Raw genomic sequence first — 15,293 nt, forward strand, 5'->3', positions numbered from 1 at the left:
TTAACCTCTTTCCCTTGGTTCGGGCGTGTTCAGCAGAGATACTTGACTCTGATGTGCCCGGGTCCCCGTATAACATACTCTATTGCTAGAAACTCCTCGGATACACACGCCTCTGACACGCCTAGACGTTGTGCCTCATGTGCAGCGCTTCTCACGATTTCTACGAGCTTCTCAGCAGCCTCGTTGAGGGGTAGCCTTAGCTCTGCCACGTGTCGTCTTATGAGGGCTGGGTCGGGGAGCACAGCAATACCACTGCCTGGAGGCTCAACTCCGGCAGCGCTAAGGCCAGCAGCAGCTAGCACGTAGAGGCTCTGAGGCGCTATCAAATACTTCTTAGCTCCTTTCCTTTCGATAAGGATGCCTTGTCTACCCGGTACTCTCCGTAGCCCGCTGCTTGGCCAGCAACCTAGACTCCTACTATCAACGCCTAGGCCTAGAGCGGCTGCCGCCAGTATAGGCTCGGCATGGAAGACTGTAGAGCTATCGGAGAGATGCTCCTCAAAGACTGCAAGCGCCTCAACCTCTTCCTCAAGCATGTCCAGCCATGGTCTGTATCGCGGCTCTGTGAGTAATGGTGCTTCCTCACTAGCCTCTTTTAGTTCATAGTACGCATCTACTACGTACTCGTAGAGGGGCTCAAAACCGGTCACGTGTGCAGCAGGAACAGATGCAAACAATGTTATGAACTCGTCGTCGGCCTTGAAGCCGAGACTTTTGAGGCGGCTAGCAGTATGCTGAATAATCGGTATAAGCCACGACTCCGGGGCTAGGTATCTGCCACGCTCCTCCCGAACATTATGCATGCCAGCAACTCCAAGTCTAGCCGTAGAGCATTGAGGGGAGCAATTATCCTCCCAGCCCTGCTCTGCATGAAACTGGATACACAGCCCCGGCATGACGGATAGGTGGCTGTCTGGAGGTGAATTAGCGCTGAAACGGCTAAGGATAATAGGCATCGTGCTTGCCACGCTCACAACGATACTCGTCATAAGCGCAGCAATATTCTACATGTTTGAGCGCAGTGCTAACCCGGGCATGAGTTTCCTTGATGCACTCTACTGGGCGTTCATAACAGCCACGACTATAGGCTATGGTGATATAACACCGACAACTCTCCCCGGCAAAATAGTAGCGATAATAGTAGCTGTGGCCGGGATAGCAGCTTTCACGGCGCTCATAGGAGTCGTAGCAGACGCTCTTGTCGACAGCGCTACACGGCGCATCCTGGGCGTAGGCAGCGTCAAGAAACGCGGTCACATAGTTGTCCTAGGCTGGAGCCCGTTAACGCCAGTCTTCATACGAGAACTCAAGTCTAATGTGCCCCAGGCGGACATAGTAATAGTAGATGAAAAAGTACCCCTAACAGTAGACGAAAACGTGCAAGTAGTACGTGGCGATCCCTTGGATCGCAACGCGTTAGAGAAGGCCGCTATATCCCAAGCAAGGTACATCGTAGTCACAGAGCTTGACGACTCACGTGCAGTACTCGAGGTGTTACACGCCCGGAAGGCGAGCAAACAGGCCGACATAATCGCGCTTGTTGTAGACGATGAGAATATAGAGATACTAGAGCAAGCTGGGGCAAACCATGTTGTTCCAGTGACTATAGCGGCTATGCTTGCTGCGAGCTTTATCTTCGAGCCCTCTGTGCCGCAAGTGATAATAGACCTAGCTAGCAGCACCTTGGGCAAAGCAGACGTGATCGAGGAGGATGCCTTACAGTTCGCGGGTATGAGGTTTAGTGATGTACTTGTAGAGGCTAAGACTAGGTACAACAAGATACCCATAGCTGTGCGCACTAGTAATGGCGTTGTAGTTAATCCGCCGGGGAACTATGTGATAAAAGAGGGTGACCGCTTGATATCAATAGTCAACAGCTAGAAGCCCCGGGTAAGACCTTATATCCTCTCTAGGGCGTGTTGCCAGCATCTTGAGAGGGATAGAGCAGGCCATGCCGACCGAGAGACAACTAGTGGTAACAATAGTAGCGCTCATGGTGCTTGGCCTGAGCATGTTCACAGCCTATTATGTTCTCACCTCGACAGGGGGTCAGGCTAGCGAGGTCAAACTCGTGATAGTTACTCGCTTGTCCCCGGAAGAGCAGAAGGCTCTACGAGAAGCCTTCCTTAACAGTAGTATAGCTAAGCAGTACAATATAGTTGATGTAGAATTCCGTAAACTCGACTACTCCCAGTGGCCCGACCTCGCGGCAAGTGGAAAGGTCGACGCCTTCTTCATAGGCGAGAAGCCGGTATACGACAGACTCTGTAGAGAGGGCCTACTAGCACCGATAAGCCTCAAAGAGCTACTAGACATAGCAGCTGAGCTCGATAGTCGGTACATCGGTAGAACCGGCAGCGGCGACATATGCTGGATAGCTGTAGGCCAGGCTGTCTACGGTTATATAGTCAACAAGATGTTCCTTGAGCGCTACGAGCTACCAGTACCCGAGACGTGGGGAAGCCTTGAGGACCCCGTCTACATTAAGCCTCTAGCCTCGGCAAGCTATACGGTATCCTTCCCGAGGCCAAGCAAGAGCGGCACTGCAAGGACGATTGTACATGGTATCCTCCAGAAGTATGGCTGGGATGACGGCTGGCGCCTACTAACAGTGATAGGAATGGAGGCAGGGATAGTAGATAGCTCTGAGACAGCACGTGACCAGGCAGCAGAGGGTGTAGTAGGTGTTGCGCCGGCCTACATCGGCTATGGTGTTGAAGCTGAACGGGTAGGCAAGGGCGCTGTGTTCATGATACCGCGGGGTGAAGGTATACTCTACCTCTCGCTAGCAGCGGTGGCTAAGGGTAGTAAGCACCCCGTAGAGGCACAAGCGTTCATCCTATGGCTCTTGAGCGATGAGGGTCAGCGCGCACTAGCTAGGCTCTTCTACTACATACCAGTAAGGCCTGTCTCGGGAATAGACTGGGTAGAGAGGATATACAACGAACTCAAGGACAACATATTCGACTATGACCGCGACCTAGCCTCCAAGATGGATCTCGCAGTCACAACATACTTTGAAGCCGCAATAGCTGATAGCGACTCTAACGCCCTACTCAAGCAGATAGGCAGTCTGCTAGCTGATCTCTACACTCAGGGTAAGCTGACGAAGAGCGAGTACATGGATATAATAGCGAAGCTAGGCTCGCCACTAAAGATACGCGACCCGTGGAGCGGTAACGAGGAGGTATTCACGCCCGAGTACGCTGAGAAGATAAACAGCAAGTTGGCCAACGGTGCCGACCGCGACAAGTTCTATAACGCTGTCAAGGAGGCTGCGATAGAGAGGTATCAGAACATACTAGCTATGCTCCGCGAGAAGGGCTAGCAGCGATGCATACACCGCTTTGGCTGGTGCTGCCTACAGTCCTCCTTGTCGTCGTTCTCCTCCTAGCCCCTCTTGCCGTCATGTTTTCGCCGGAGGCCCTCCTTGAGGGTGTTAGGCTAGCCATAGAGCAGCCTGGAAGCCTTGCTCCAGTAACTAGCAGGCCTGCTGTAGAACTAGTGAAGCTCGGCGACCGGAGCATCATAGTCTTACGGGGGCCGAGCCTCGGCGTTATACCCAACAGCCTGACCCTAGCGCTAGTAGTGTCTCTAGTCTCGACGCTCCTAGGCTTCCTAGCCGCGTTAGCGGCTCTCCTTTACCGGGTCCTTAGCCGCGTAGCGACTGTGTTGGTCCTGGTATCGCTGCTCCCATACCCCTTTGTCGAGGCCTATGTCGTGCGTAGGCTGCTTGACCCAGACCATGGTCTTGTAAATCTGGTGCTCCGACCGCTCGGCCTAGGCTTGGCTGTGCAGGGCCTAGCTGGCGTAGCGCTCTACCAGGTAACGGTGTTTACGCCAGTAGCCTTCGTAGTCCTCTATGGCTACGTCTCTGGCCTCAGCCGTGAGGCTGTAGAGGCTGCGCTACAGCTAGGGGCCCGTGGGCTGCAACTAGCTAGGCTTGTCGCCCGTCTCTCCGGCCCGGCTCTCGCAGCCTCGGCGGCGCTGACAGCAGTACTAAGCCTCGACGATGTAGCTGGGCCACTCGTTTTCCAGATGGATCCGGGCGCTAGGAGCCTGTTGGCCTACCGGGCCTATAGTTACTTCATGGAGTCTGTAACCGGTACTGTGTCACCCACAGCGCTGGGCTACAGTGTGATACTGTTGACGGCGTCACTAGCGATCTTCCTTGCCGGCTACCCCTTCATAGCCCGGACCTACCGTGGGCTCCAGTCAGGCGGCCGGTATGAGGGCCTACTACCACGACTCGACAGGCACGCGCTGGGAGCCCTTACAGTCCTGGTTGTTGCCCTGGGGCTCCCGGCGCTGGTAAAACTTCTAGCCATACTCTATGGGATTAGTGGTAGCTGGGTCGCCTCTCCCCTCCCAAGCCCCGGCCTAGACTCTCTAAGGATGCTGGCAGGTATGCCAGACGTAGCGCGTGGTATCGCTAACAGTCTTCTCTACACCTCTATAGCGCTGGCAGCATCCATGGCCCTAGTGCTGCCGGCAGCTCACGTACTTGCGCGGAGAACGGGACACTTAGCAGTCCTAGCCGACGCCTTGATAGACATGCCTGTAGCTGTGCCAGGCATAGTCATGGCTTATGCGTACTACATAGTCTTTCACAGCCTCTTCGCGGACACCCCACTGGACCCGATAACAAGCCCATGGATCTACCTTGTAGCTGGGTATACTGTGCGCAGGATCCCACTACTCTACAAGGCGGCTCAAGCCGTAGTAGCCTCGATACCGGTCGAGCTAGAGGAGGCAGCAGCCGCACTAGGAGCGGGAGCAGGCCAGATCGAGAGAGCGGTAATCGCGCCACTAGCTATCCAGAGGCTATACCCAGCCATCGTATTTACGGGACTGAGTATAGCTACAGAGGTGAGCCTCTCAATAACCATCGGTGGCCTAGCGGGCTCTAGTGGGTTCACGCATTCAGCACCTCTCATGTATCTTGTAGCTGGCTACATGAGCTACGGTGGGCTCGTATATGCAGGTGTGCTCGCCCTAGCAACCACTGTGCTCCATGCCGGGGTTGTAGCCCTAGCCGTCCTCGAGGCCAAGCTAGCCCTAATAGTCCTCAGGAAGAGCTACCGGTAGTCCCGCCCGCTGCGCCCTCAACGCTAGCTCGGCAGCCTTCCAGGGGTCGTCCAGCTCCGGTGCGTTAACGCCCTCTTGCCAGGCACGTCGGTACATCTCTGAGATTCTCTCGGCCCTTAGCTCCTCCAGCTCCTCCCTTCCCTCCAGGATCTTCTTAGCGTATAGCAGAGGCTTTGCATCCCTAGCGCTGAACCGCCACAGATGTTGTTCCCGGAACTCCTCTAGGCTAGTCCAGCTATACCATCGCCTCCACATCTTCTCGAACACGGCATCAATTAGCCCCGGGTCCTCTAGGGATGGTATACTCTCGAACTCGTGGAGCGCCTTGTAGGGACAGAGAGCACAGGCAACACGCGGCACACCATCTAGATAGTCTGGATGGACTAACTCTGCCTCTCGGACAATCGCCACTATATCGGGTAGTGTGAACATGTATGTCGGCCGGAACTTCCTACCGGTGAGGACTACTCGGCTAGCAGCAGCTTTTGAGAGTCGCTCAAACCTCTTTGGCGACTCTGTGAGCCTATCGCCTATCACCTCTATCAGCTTCGGGTCTTTCTTCCTAGCCTCCCTCATCGGCTTGGCTTTGTACACAGTGCAGAACCTATAGCCGCGCCGAGGCATGCCCTTCCACTTGAGGAGACTCTTCATATCCCTCCGCGGGGCGGATCTTACGTCGACAGTAATGCCTAGCCGTGATGCAAGCTTCTCGACGAATTCGACGCTACGCGGGCTCTCCAGGAACGGTATATGGATGAACATCACATGGAGTCGGAAGTCTACATACTCTTGTAGCTTGAGGAGTGTGAGGAGTGCGGCCACAGAGTCCTTGCCGCCGCTAAAGCCCAGGAGCACAGTCCTGCCACGCAGCTCTCTACCGACCATGCGGACAAGCATCCTAGCATACTCGTCGAGGTCAGGAACGGCTCTGGCATGAACGTATGGCGGGGAAGAGAGCCATGGCCTTACTGGCGCAAAACCACGCCCGCGCCCGGCATCTACTTCCAGTATGCCTCTACGGTTGAGGAGCCCGGTAACATCCAGGGCCCGGCTCCTGGAGACCCATAGGTAGTAGCGGCAGCTACCGTCAACGTTACAGATCTTTGTAGCGTCGCCCCCACTGCCTACTACTCCACGTAGCTCGCCCCTCTCTATAACAGGGTACAATTCAGTCATTGCATGATCACCGCCGTCGGCAACGATGCCCCAGTGTGCTCCGTAGTGGTCAGGGACGGGTGTAGGGGGCGGTCTCCTCATACCCGGGGCCTCGGTGGCTCAACCCTTCATCAGCCCGAGCCCGGGGCTATGCTTACACCTATAGTCGCCTATATCAGCCCCTCCACAGCCGTCTACACATCGTAGGGGTGCGCCGGGGACCGGGCCTCCGTCGAGAGGAGACTGGGTGCGCGAACAGCCATGTTCACCATCGTAACGAGGAGTAAACGCGATGCAGACGCCGTAAAAGCTATGATTGAGCGCTTCTATCCAGGCTGGGGTATAGACGTCAAGACGCTCCATGGGGCGCGCAGCGGCGAGGCAATGCTGCGCGAGCTATCCGGCATTATCGAGCCAGACCGCTTCTACATAGTACTTCTCGGCAGGGAGGATCGGCGCGCGGCAAGAGAGCTCATCGAGGAGGTGCCGCCTAACGTCGTAGTACACGTGGTGCCGCGGTCTCGGGTAAGGAATGCGAGGCTTGAGCTGCTCTACGCGGAGGTAGCTCGTGCCCGTGCCGTCATCAGAGTAACCGCGGTCTGGGACGAAGCTAGGAAGGTGTTTCTCCTAGGTCCTCGCCGGCGTGGCCAGCCCCTGGAGGGCTTGGAGCCCCAGCCTAGCTTTGACAACTTCATCGGTTTAGGTAGGTTTGCGAAGATAGTATCGAGGCTCGCAGGGGGTCGAATCGGCCTCAACCCCCTGGTAGTCCGTACACGGGGCGGCTTGCACCTAGTCTACAACGGGCCTAAGCCGCGGGCCGAGCTAGAGGTTAGGGATGAAGGACTCACGCCTCAGGCACGCATAGTCGGAGACGATGAGCCAGTGGATGTGAACCTTGAGGCAATGGTGGAGGCGAACCGGAGCATACTCCAGCTCTACGAGCGGGCTTCCCTAAGGTTCCTAGAGAGCCTGGGAGAGTTCGACACAATAGTTGTGCCCTGGAGTGGGGGCAAGGACAGTACAGCAATACTTCTACTTGCCATAACCCTCTATGGCCGTGATAAGGTGCGTGTAGTCTACGGCGATACTGGCACGGAGTTCCCTCTCTCCAAGCACTATGTTGAGGAGCTGGCCCAGAAGCTCGGCATAGAATACGTAGAGGCTTACGGCGGCGTCGATAAGATGCTGCTCGAGGGCGTAGCACCCATGCCGACGCATAGTAATAGATGGTGTACCGGGCTCAAAGTGGCAGCGATAGAAGGCGTTGTAAAGAAGCTTGCAGAAGGTCGGACGCTCCTCCTCGTAGGTGATCGTGACGCCGAATCGCCGCGCCGGAGCGCGCGGCCCCCTGTTAGGCCGGGCCCAGCAGACAACATAACCATGGCGGCGCCGATCAAGCTCTGGGGAGGAGCACACGTACAGCTCTACGTGCTGTCGAAGGGTGTACCGCTAAACCCCATGTATGAGTACGGCTTCTATCGGATAGGTTGCTATATGTGTCCGGCCCTACGTAACTGGGAGCTGCACGTGCTGACGACGACGCCTAGGCTGCACCTACAGCTGCTGCGTAGCCCTATCTACAGACGCTTCGTCATGATGCGGTTACGCGGCAAGACTAAGGCGGCGGATTTTGAGCCGGAAGAGGAGGCGGCTTGTAGCTTCTCGTCGAGCGTTGTGACCGACTGTGGCTACTAGCTCCCCAGAGCCCCCGGGAGGCATAAGCATACAAGAGAGGCCTCCCGGGGAAGCCGCCTCCTCGGGATCCCCGGGGCTGCGGTGCTGACAACCCCTGTTACCTCTAGGTGGCCCCGAGGAGAGAGCCCGGGGCTGGCAGAGCCCCCGAGGGGCGGGGGGGCTGTGAGGACTTCAGCGGCGACTGAGCAGCCCCTCTGCGGTGTTGATCGTACACGGTGTGTGGTGAAGCATCTAGATGCGTGTAGAGGATCTACCCCTGCCAACAGAGGCTAAACGTGTCCTCCTAGAGCGGGGTTACAGCGAGCTATTCCCGCCCCAGGAGGAGGCAGTACGGGCAGGTCTCCTTAACGGTGAGAGTATAGTAGTGGCGTCGCCGACGGGCTCGGGTAAGAGTCTCATAGCGCTCCTCGCTGGTCTACGTGCCCTCGCGGAGCCGGGTAAGAGGTGCCGCGTAGTCTACGCTGCCCCGCTCCGCAGCCTAGTGTACGAGAGGGCTGAGGAGTGGCGTAGTATACTCGAGAGCCTAGGTAGGCGGGTCGCAGTATCGACTGGTGATTACGACCGCGTCGAGCCCTGGCTGGGTGAGGCCGACGCGGTAATGGTTACCTATGAGAAGCTCGACTCGCTCCTACGCCATGGAGCTAGCTGGCTAGCAGACGTCTGCGTCCTCATTGTGGACGAGATACACTATGTAGGGGATCTACGCCGTGGCCCGGTCCTTGAGACAGTAATAGCGCGGTTAATGGCTATGAACGATGGGATGCAAGTTGTAGCACTAAGCGCCACGATAAGCAATGCTGGAGAGATAGCGGCATGGCTTGGCGCCCGGCTTGTCGAGAGCAACTGGCGTCCCGTGGAGCTACGCGAGGGCGTCTTTAACAACTATGTGATAGAGTGGGGTGATGGGGGAGAATCTAGGGTAGAGAAGCGTACCCGTAACCACAGCCTAGACGTTGCTCTCGACGCTGTAGCTGATGGAGGCCAAGCCCTAGTATTCGTGAACTCGCGCCGGAAGGCTGTAGAGCTGGCAGAGAAACTAGCGGCGGCAGCAGCTAACGATAGCGAGGTACGGCGCCTCCTAGACCCTGGCGGCGCGGCGGGGCCCTATGTCAGCATCCTACGCGAGCGCCAGGAGCACCGGGAACTCAACGAGAAGCTCGCTAGGCTACTCAGTCTGGGAATAGGCTTCCACCATGCAGGACTCGCTAGCTACCAGAGAGACGTAGTAGAGAAGGCATTCCGTGCCCGTGTACTACGCGTGCTAGTAGCAACGCCTACGCTCGCGGCAGGGGTCAATCTTCCTGCCCGGCGGGTTGTAGTCGATACCCTCTACCGCTTCCGGCCGGGCAGGGGATCTGAGCCGATAAAGGTCTCTGAGTATAAGCAGCTCGCTGGCCGTGCTGGCCGGCCGGGCCTTGACCCGGTAGGCGAGGCAGTGATAATCGCGAGGACCCAGGAGCAGGCCTGGGAGGCGCTCATAGGCTACGTGCAGGGCGAGCTTGAGCCCATAGTCTCTAAGCTCGTCTCTGAGGCAGCTCTGCGAAGTCAAGTGCTTGCAGTAGTCTCGAGCCTAGGCGTGGCCACGGTAGCTGAGGTAGCCCGTGTCTTCGAGAGGACGCTCTATACGGTTCAAGTAGGCCCACCTCTCGAAGAGATAGACAGGATATCCTGGACTCTGAGCGAGTACGGCTTCATAGACCGTGTCGGCGACGTGGTGGAAGCAACTGAGACAGGGCGGCGGGTGGCGGAGCTCTATATAGACCCGCTTACCGGGCATAGGATGCTACGTGGGCTAGAGGCGCTTCATAGCGAGCGGCCGCCGCTTGAGAGGCTCCTATTCCTAGCCCTGTGGAGCCCCGATGCGACGCGAATAAGGCCGCCCCGGGGGCTACACCTAGCTCTAGAGATGGAGGCCGAGCAGCTGCTAGAGGACCTGGGCTTCACCCCTTACGAGGAAGTAGGTGAAGCCGATATAGCTGTAGCAGCTGAAGCCCTCTATACTGCTGATATGCTGCTAGACTGGGTGATGGAGAAGCCAGAGGACGTTATCCTAGCGAAGTATGGGATAGATCCTGGCGACCTCCGTGGTGTGGTAGAGACTTCCGCATGGCTGGTATACTCCATGGCGCAGCTGGCTAGGGTTACTGGGCATCCCGCAGCAGCTTACCTAGACAAACTGACAGTAATGGTGAAGCATGGCGTCCAGGAGGAGCTAGTAGAGCTTGTAAAGCTCCCAGGAATAGGCAGGGTACGTGCACGCCGCCTCTACGAGGCAGGATATCGCAGCCCTAGCGACCTGGCTGGGCTTAATCCCGAGCAGCTTGCTCAGCTCCTCCGTGGCCTCGGCGAGGAGCGTGCCCGCCAGGCACTAGCTGAGGCACAACGCTCAGCACGTAGAGAGCATAGGGTCTCCAAGGAGAAGCTCAGCGCTGATGGACGGAGAGGGCAGAGGAGTATACTAGACTACCTCAGCGGATAACTCTCTGCGGCTGTGAGGAGACCGCCAGTGTCTGAGCCCCTCGGAGGGGCGGCGAGGGGCTGTGACTGTGCTTCGCTGACCGAGCCCTACGGGACAATGCCTAGGGGCACAGCCTCGGGTGAGAAAGCTTTTTGTAGAAGCGGGTTGAAGCCGCGTTCCAATGGGTGCCAAGAGTATGGCAGCAATAAAGGAGGTAAAACCAGTAAAGGAGACCAGAAGGGTCGGCGCACACAGCCACATCAGGGGGCTAGGCCTCGACGAGAACGGTCACGCCAAATTCGTAGCTGACGGTATGGTTGGCCAGACAGAGGCACGCGAAGCAGCAGGCATAGTAGTCCAAATGATACGTGAAGGCAAAATGGCTGGTCGTGGTGTATTGATAGTAGGTCCAAGCGGAACCGGGAAGACAGCCATAGCAGTAGGCATAGCCAAGGAGTTAGGCGAGGATACACCATTCGTAGCCATGAGTGGTTCAGAGATATACAGTAGCGAGCTAAAGAAGACGGAAGTACTCATGCAGGCTCTGCGTAAGTCAATAGGCGTGAGGTTCCGCGAACGGAGAACAGTATACGAGGGCGCAGTTAAGCAGCTCCGCATAGCCTACGTGAAGCACCCGTTCAACCCCTACGTGAAGGTGCCCCGTGAAGCAGAGATAGTTCTAGAGACTACCGATGATAGCTTGAAGCTGCGCGTAGGTGAAGAGATAGCGGTCCAACTCCTCCAGCTACGAGTCCGCCGCGGTGACGTGATATGGATAGACGCCGAGACAGGTGAAGTTCACAAGGTAGGCCGTCTATGTAGTGAGAGTCGCTATGACATATCGGCATATAGATGCGTAGAGAAGCCGAGCGGGTCAGTAAAGAAGGACAAGGAGATAGTCCACATGTTGACACTACACGACCTAGACGTGGCTTACGCAGCCCAGCGGGCGGCGGTAGCAAGTTTCCTAGGCATGCCAATAACAAGAGAGATACCAAGCGATGTGCGCCAGCGTGTTGACGAAGAGGTAAAGAAGCTAGTAAACGAGGGCCGTGCCGAGCTTGTGCCCGGCGTACTCTTCATAGACGATGCTCATATGCTCGACATAGAGGCGTTCAGCTTCCTGACAAGAGCTATGGAGAGCGAGCTAGCCCCGATACTAGTACTCGCGACTAACCGGGGCATGACCAAGATAAGGGGTACCGACATAGAAGCACCGCATGGAATACCGCTAGATCTGCTAGACCGCCTCCTCATAATAAGGACAAGACCCTACACAGCTGAGGAGATACGTGAGATACTAAAGATACGTGCTGACGAGGAAGAGATACCGCTCAGCGATGATGCTCTCGAAGAACTAACCAGACTGGGTGTGGAGCGTAGTCTCCGCTATGCAGTACAGCTCATGGAGCCAGCACGTATACTTGCAGAACGCGAGGGCAGGACCAAGGTGACCGTAGAAGATGTAAAAAAGGCTGCAAAGTACTTTGTCGACCTCCGGGAAAGCGTGCAATACATACAGCAGTACGAAGAGAAGCTGCTAAAGTAAGAGCACTTCCATGGCTCAGCCTTCTTCCATTAACATAACTCAGTAGTAATTATTGTCTTTTCATTCTACTACTTTGCCGACGCTCGTTCGGGGATGTATCGTATCCTACCTATCGATAGCGAACACTCTTTATAGGGAGTGGTATTGAAGAGGGGTTTAGAAAGTCGAGACACCTAGCTCATGAAGAGACGTATGAAATTAGCGGAATATCCTCATTAAAAGTATTGTATTATTAGTCAGTCATACTTGCACAGTGAGCTACTGATAAATGTAATGTAACGTAATTGTATGGTTCAGTCGTAAAACATGCATGTTGCTTGTAATGTATTACTCGTAAGTGGGGAGGGAATGGTGCAGTTATGGTAATAAGTTCGATGCATGGTAAGTATGCAGAATACATTAAGAACTTCTTAGAAGATATTGCTAAGCTTCCTAGTGAGCAATTTACACAAGTCATACAAGCTGTACAGGAAAAGGATGTCCTAGACTTAGCCGTAGTATACACGGCAGCTGTTACTCGGCTCTCTAGCTTATGGTTAATATGGGAGGACTACTGCAGAGAGAGCGTAAGTAAGCCCATCTGTACAGAAATAAAGGAAATTGTGGAGCATGCAGGCCGCGACATGGGAGTGGTAACCTTCTTTAATGGTGAAATAAAGACTCTAGTGGTTAAGCTATTCCATGACCTATCTCCGGGCATTTTTGTACCCGGCTGGGTCCTAGCCTACTCTGTACGCCTCGGGAGACCTTTAGCGTCAAAACTCCGCGAACTGAGTATAGAGGAGCAAGCAGCAAGGTTACCTGGCTTTGTAGCTTCCTTCTACGTACTCGATGCTATGGAGAAGGCCATGCTTGATTACTACTCTTCAAAAGGCTCTGATTTTGCATATGCAACTGCGGGATATATATACTGGGAAATAATTAAGCCATGTACTCTGCTTCCTGAAGTGTTCGCTGAAGGTATAGGTTCCACGACAAGTTTACCACAGATACACAATAGAGTCTATATAGAAGTCCAAGAGAGTCTTCTTCGGGACGACACACAGCCACCTAAAATAGATTATGCAGAGTACATAGGCCAAGCTCTGAAAGAGGCGAAAGAAGCATTAATGGAAGAATTGAAGAGGAAAAGATTCCAGTTGAACAAAAACACGTAGCCTAAAATCCTCCTAGTAAGTCAGCGGGCCCCTTTAGAAGCCGAAGAGGCTCTCGAGGCCTGCTGCTAGCTGCTCCTCGCTTACCTCCTCCTTCTTCTCCTCAGCCTTCTCTTCCTCTTCCTCCTTCTTCTCCTCGGCTGCAGCAGGTGCCGCTGCTGGTGCAGCAGCTGGTGCTACCGGCATAGCTGTGGCGGACTTCACTACCTCATCTATGTTGATGTTCTTGAGGGCAGCTACTACAGCCTTCACGCGGGCCTCGTCTACCTCTACGCCAGCGGCCTCGAGTATCTTCTTGAGGTTTTCCTCGTTTATCTCCTTACCAGCTGCATATAGCACAAGGCTAGCGTAGATGTACTCCATTGCGCGACTCCTCCAGCCCATCCTCTAAGCTTTCTTACCCAGCCCGCCTCCAGGCCCGGGTGGGTTTCTTTATCTTTCCGCTCCCCCGCCACCTCCCCACAGCATCAGAGGCTCCACGTTAGGTTTAAGCTGTCCTGCAACAGCTATGGGCATACCCTGGGTATTCATAGCGGCAGCAGCATAACCCTTTGCATCGAGAACTATTATACCTAAATTATCACTGCCGAAGAGTTGGGTATGACGGGCCACAGCGGCTCGTGCAGCCTCCTCGACGGGTACACCTTCCGCGATCAGCTCAACAGCGTAAACACAGGGGCGTCCTAGGAGAATCGTCTCACCAATTCCCGTCGCAGAGCAGCCTCCAACGCCACGCTCCACGTAAAACCCGGCGCCAGGTACTGGCGAGTCTCCTATACGCCCTGCGTGCTTCAGAACTATGCCGCCGGTACTAGCTGATGCGGCAAGCCTTCCGGCAGATAGAACAACAGCCCCTACAGTGTCGCCATAGAGTTCATGTATCACTCGAGCCCAGCTGGGGCCTTCGCCGCTACGCAGCTTCTCTCTAAGCGTCTTCCATCGCTCAAGGGCACGTGGACTGGGACCTGGGTGCTTCTCCAGCCCAAGCCGCTGTGCGAGTTCATCCGCAGCGGGTCCAGCTAGCAGCACGTGAGGAAGCTCTCTCGCTACATACGCGGCTAGACGCACCGGATTACGTGGATACGTTACCACAGCAACGCCGCCAGCCTGCGTAGCGTCAGTCATAACTCCAGCATCCATTTCCACGCGTCCATCATATGTGAGTACGCTGCCAATACCAGCATTAAGTACGCCACTGTCCTCTAATGCAGCGACAGCTTCGACAACCGCCTCAAGTACACCCTTCCTGGCGTGATGAAGACCTGCAGCAGCTCCGGCTCTAACAGCACCGAGAACTTCCTCAATCCTGCTTATACCACGCCAGCCCCCAGCTCCACCATGCACAATGACTGCAGGATCGCCGAGCCGGACTGGCCCATAAACAGTTATAGAAGCCATGGTCTCGTCTCCCTCGCCTTCTCCTTCTCCTCCTCCGCAATCTTCCGGAGTTCCTCTACAAGATCTGCCACGCGCTCCCGTACATCAAGCCGGTACCAGGGCTCGCTGCCAGCATGCTCGCCACGGAGAGCCTTAACGAGCCGGACTACAGCTACACCGACGTTGTATGCGTCGAGCGTGGCCTGTTCGTTCTCTAGTACGTCACCTCTCCCGTGGTAGTAGGCAGCACCCCAAGCTGGCACGTGGAATCCCATCATGTTGAGAGTCAACAGCATCCACGAGAGGGCGTTTGCAGCGCCAGCCTCCTCACCAGCAGCTATAACTCCCGCCACCTTGCCGTCGAGCAGGCTCCGCCCAGTATGGTATATCATGTTTTCGAGGGCAGTAAGCCTGTCTATGAATGTCTTCAGCTTCCCAGAGGCCATGAACCAGTAGACGGGAGTAGCAAATACAATAGCATCCGCCCAGAGTACAGCCTCAGCAAGCTCTCTAAACTTGTCACCCCGCTCGTAGAGCGGGCATGCTTTCGGGAAATGGCACTCATAGAGGTTGTCAGAGTAACAAGCCATACATGGCTCTAGATGGTAGTCGTAGAGATGTATAAGTCTGGTCTCGGCTCCTAAGTCATCAGCCCCCCGTAATGCTAGCCATAGCATCTTGAAGGTATTGCCATACTTTCTCGGCGAGCCGTTAACCCCAAGAACCTTCACGCTGCCCATGACACTCCCCACGGTGACTGTGGAGCCTAGAGGCTTAATTCAACGCAGCTCGCAGCCACTATCAGTGTGGGTAAACG

Annotated in this window: 12 protein-coding genes; 7 read left to right on the plus strand and 5 right to left on the minus strand. The window is 55.5% G+C overall.

The features are described 5' to 3' along the window. Positions 1-29: 29 nt before the first annotated feature. Positions 30-803: a hypothetical protein gene (locus tag Pyrde_RS00785; protein WP_055407378.1), complete on the minus strand. Its 774-nt coding sequence runs from the start codon at positions 801-803 to the stop codon at positions 30-32. A 91-nt stretch (positions 804-894) separates the two neighbouring features. Here Pyrde_RS00785 and Pyrde_RS00790 point away from each other — a divergent pair, with 91 nt between their 5' ends. The 3 genes from Pyrde_RS00790 to Pyrde_RS00800 all read left to right on the plus strand — a co-directional run bounded on the left by Pyrde_RS00790 (position 895) and on the right by Pyrde_RS00800 (position 5,088). Further along, entirely contained in the window at positions 895-1,881 is a 987-nt protein-coding gene (locus Pyrde_RS00790; RefSeq protein WP_055407379.1) for a potassium channel family protein, read from the plus strand. 70 nt (positions 1,882-1,951) lie between these two features. After that, positions 1,952-3,328, plus strand: coding sequence for an ABC transporter substrate-binding protein (locus Pyrde_RS00795; protein ID WP_143522181.1), 1,377 nt, complete (start codon positions 1,952-1,954; stop codon positions 3,326-3,328). 5 nt (positions 3,329-3,333) lie between these two features. Beyond that, positions 3,334-5,088 carry an ABC transporter permease gene (locus tag Pyrde_RS00800; protein WP_055407382.1) on the plus strand — a complete coding sequence of 585 codons (1,755 nt, stop codon included), beginning with the start codon at positions 3,334-3,336 and terminating at the stop codon, positions 5,086-5,088. Here Pyrde_RS00800 and Pyrde_RS00805 read toward each other — a convergent pair. Further along, the gene (locus Pyrde_RS00805) at positions 5,059-6,345 is read right to left on the minus strand and encodes a phosphoadenosine phosphosulfate reductase family protein (RefSeq protein ID WP_055407384.1); all 1,287 of its coding nucleotides are present in this window, start codon (positions 6,343-6,345) and stop codon (positions 5,059-5,061) included. The genes Pyrde_RS00800 and Pyrde_RS00805 overlap by 30 nt on opposite strands. A gap of 159 nt (positions 6,346-6,504) precedes the next feature. Between Pyrde_RS00805 and Pyrde_RS00810 the strand changes: the two genes are divergently transcribed. From Pyrde_RS00810 to Pyrde_RS00825, 4 genes are all read left to right on the plus strand, one after another. Then, positions 6,505-7,938: a phosphoadenosine phosphosulfate reductase domain-containing protein gene (locus Pyrde_RS00810; protein WP_055407386.1), complete on the plus strand. Its 1,434-nt coding sequence runs from the start codon at positions 6,505-6,507 to the stop codon at positions 7,936-7,938. 235 nt (positions 7,939-8,173) lie between these two features. Next, a complete protein-coding gene (locus tag Pyrde_RS00815) occupies positions 8,174-10,417 on the plus strand; it encodes a DEAD/DEAH box helicase (RefSeq protein WP_055407388.1) in 2,244 nt (747 codons plus the stop codon). 175 nt (positions 10,418-10,592) lie between these two features. Next, on the plus strand, positions 10,593-11,945 hold the full coding sequence (locus Pyrde_RS00820) for a RuvB-like helicase (protein WP_088172001.1): 1,353 nt from the start codon (positions 10,593-10,595) through the stop codon (positions 11,943-11,945). Positions 11,946-12,304: 359 nt separating this feature from the next. Further along, positions 12,305-13,102 (plus strand): hypothetical protein, encoded by a 798-nt coding sequence (locus Pyrde_RS00825; protein ID WP_055407392.1) that lies wholly within the window; start codon positions 12,305-12,307, stop codon positions 13,100-13,102. A gap of 33 nt (positions 13,103-13,135) precedes the next feature. On the opposite strand, the gene rpl12p is transcribed toward Pyrde_RS00825, so the two are convergent. The 3 genes from rpl12p to Pyrde_RS00840 all read right to left on the minus strand — a co-directional run bounded on the left by rpl12p (position 13,136) and on the right by Pyrde_RS00840 (position 15,216). Then, positions 13,136-13,462 (minus strand): 50S ribosomal protein P1, encoded by a 327-nt coding sequence (gene rpl12p, locus Pyrde_RS00830; RefSeq protein ID WP_055407393.1) that lies wholly within the window; start codon positions 13,460-13,462, stop codon positions 13,136-13,138. Positions 13,463-13,531: 69 nt separating this feature from the next. Next, positions 13,532-14,497 carry an isoaspartyl peptidase/L-asparaginase gene (locus Pyrde_RS00835; protein WP_082419370.1) on the minus strand — a complete coding sequence of 322 codons (966 nt, stop codon included), beginning with the start codon at positions 14,495-14,497 and terminating at the stop codon, positions 13,532-13,534. Beyond that, the gene (locus tag Pyrde_RS00840) at positions 14,485-15,216 is read right to left on the minus strand and encodes a flavodoxin family protein (protein WP_055407397.1); all 732 of its coding nucleotides are present in this window, start codon (positions 15,214-15,216) and stop codon (positions 14,485-14,487) included. Before Pyrde_RS00840 ends, Pyrde_RS00835 begins: the two co-directional genes overlap by 13 nt. Positions 15,217-15,293 lie beyond the last annotated feature (77 nt).

Origin of the sequence: Pyrodictium delaneyi (genome assembly GCF_001412615.1) — an archaeon.
In the GTDB taxonomy this organism is placed as follows: Archaea; Thermoproteota; Thermoprotei_A; order Sulfolobales; family Pyrodictiaceae; genus Pyrodictium; species Pyrodictium delaneyi.

What these genes read in the sequence shown, in the direction of transcription:
- Pyrde_RS00785 (WP_055407378.1), bottom strand. Translation starts at nt 803, where the DNA reads ATGCATAATGTTCGGGAGGAGCGTGGCAGATACCTAGCCCCGGAGTCG.
- Pyrde_RS00790 (WP_055407379.1), top strand. Translation starts at nt 895, where the DNA reads ATGACGGATAGGTGGCTGTCTGGAGGTGAATTAGCGCTGAAACGGCTA.
- Pyrde_RS00795 (WP_143522181.1), top strand. Translation starts at nt 1,952, where the DNA reads ATGCCGACCGAGAGACAACTAGTGGTAACAATAGTAGCGCTCATGGTG.
- Pyrde_RS00800 (WP_055407382.1), top strand. Translation starts at nt 3,334, where the DNA reads ATGCATACACCGCTTTGGCTGGTGCTGCCTACAGTCCTCCTTGTCGTC.
- Pyrde_RS00805 (WP_055407384.1), bottom strand. Translation starts at nt 6,345, where the DNA reads ATGAGGAGACCGCCCCCTACACCCGTCCCTGACCACTACGGAGCACAC.
- Pyrde_RS00810 (WP_055407386.1), top strand. Translation starts at nt 6,505, where the DNA reads ATGTTCACCATCGTAACGAGGAGTAAACGCGATGCAGACGCCGTAAAA.
- Pyrde_RS00815 (WP_055407388.1), top strand. Translation starts at nt 8,174, where the DNA reads ATGCGTGTAGAGGATCTACCCCTGCCAACAGAGGCTAAACGTGTCCTC.
- Pyrde_RS00820 (WP_088172001.1), top strand. Translation starts at nt 10,593, where the DNA reads ATGGCAGCAATAAAGGAGGTAAAACCAGTAAAGGAGACCAGAAGGGTC.
- Pyrde_RS00825 (WP_055407392.1), top strand. Translation starts at nt 12,305, where the DNA reads ATGGTAATAAGTTCGATGCATGGTAAGTATGCAGAATACATTAAGAAC.
- rpl12p (WP_055407393.1), bottom strand. Translation starts at nt 13,462, where the DNA reads ATGGAGTACATCTACGCTAGCCTTGTGCTATATGCAGCTGGTAAGGAG.
- Pyrde_RS00835 (WP_082419370.1), bottom strand. Translation starts at nt 14,497, where the DNA reads ATGGCTTCTATAACTGTTTATGGGCCAGTCCGGCTCGGCGATCCTGCA.
- Pyrde_RS00840 (WP_055407397.1), bottom strand. Translation starts at nt 15,216, where the DNA reads ATGGGCAGCGTGAAGGTTCTTGGGGTTAACGGCTCGCCGAGAAAGTAT.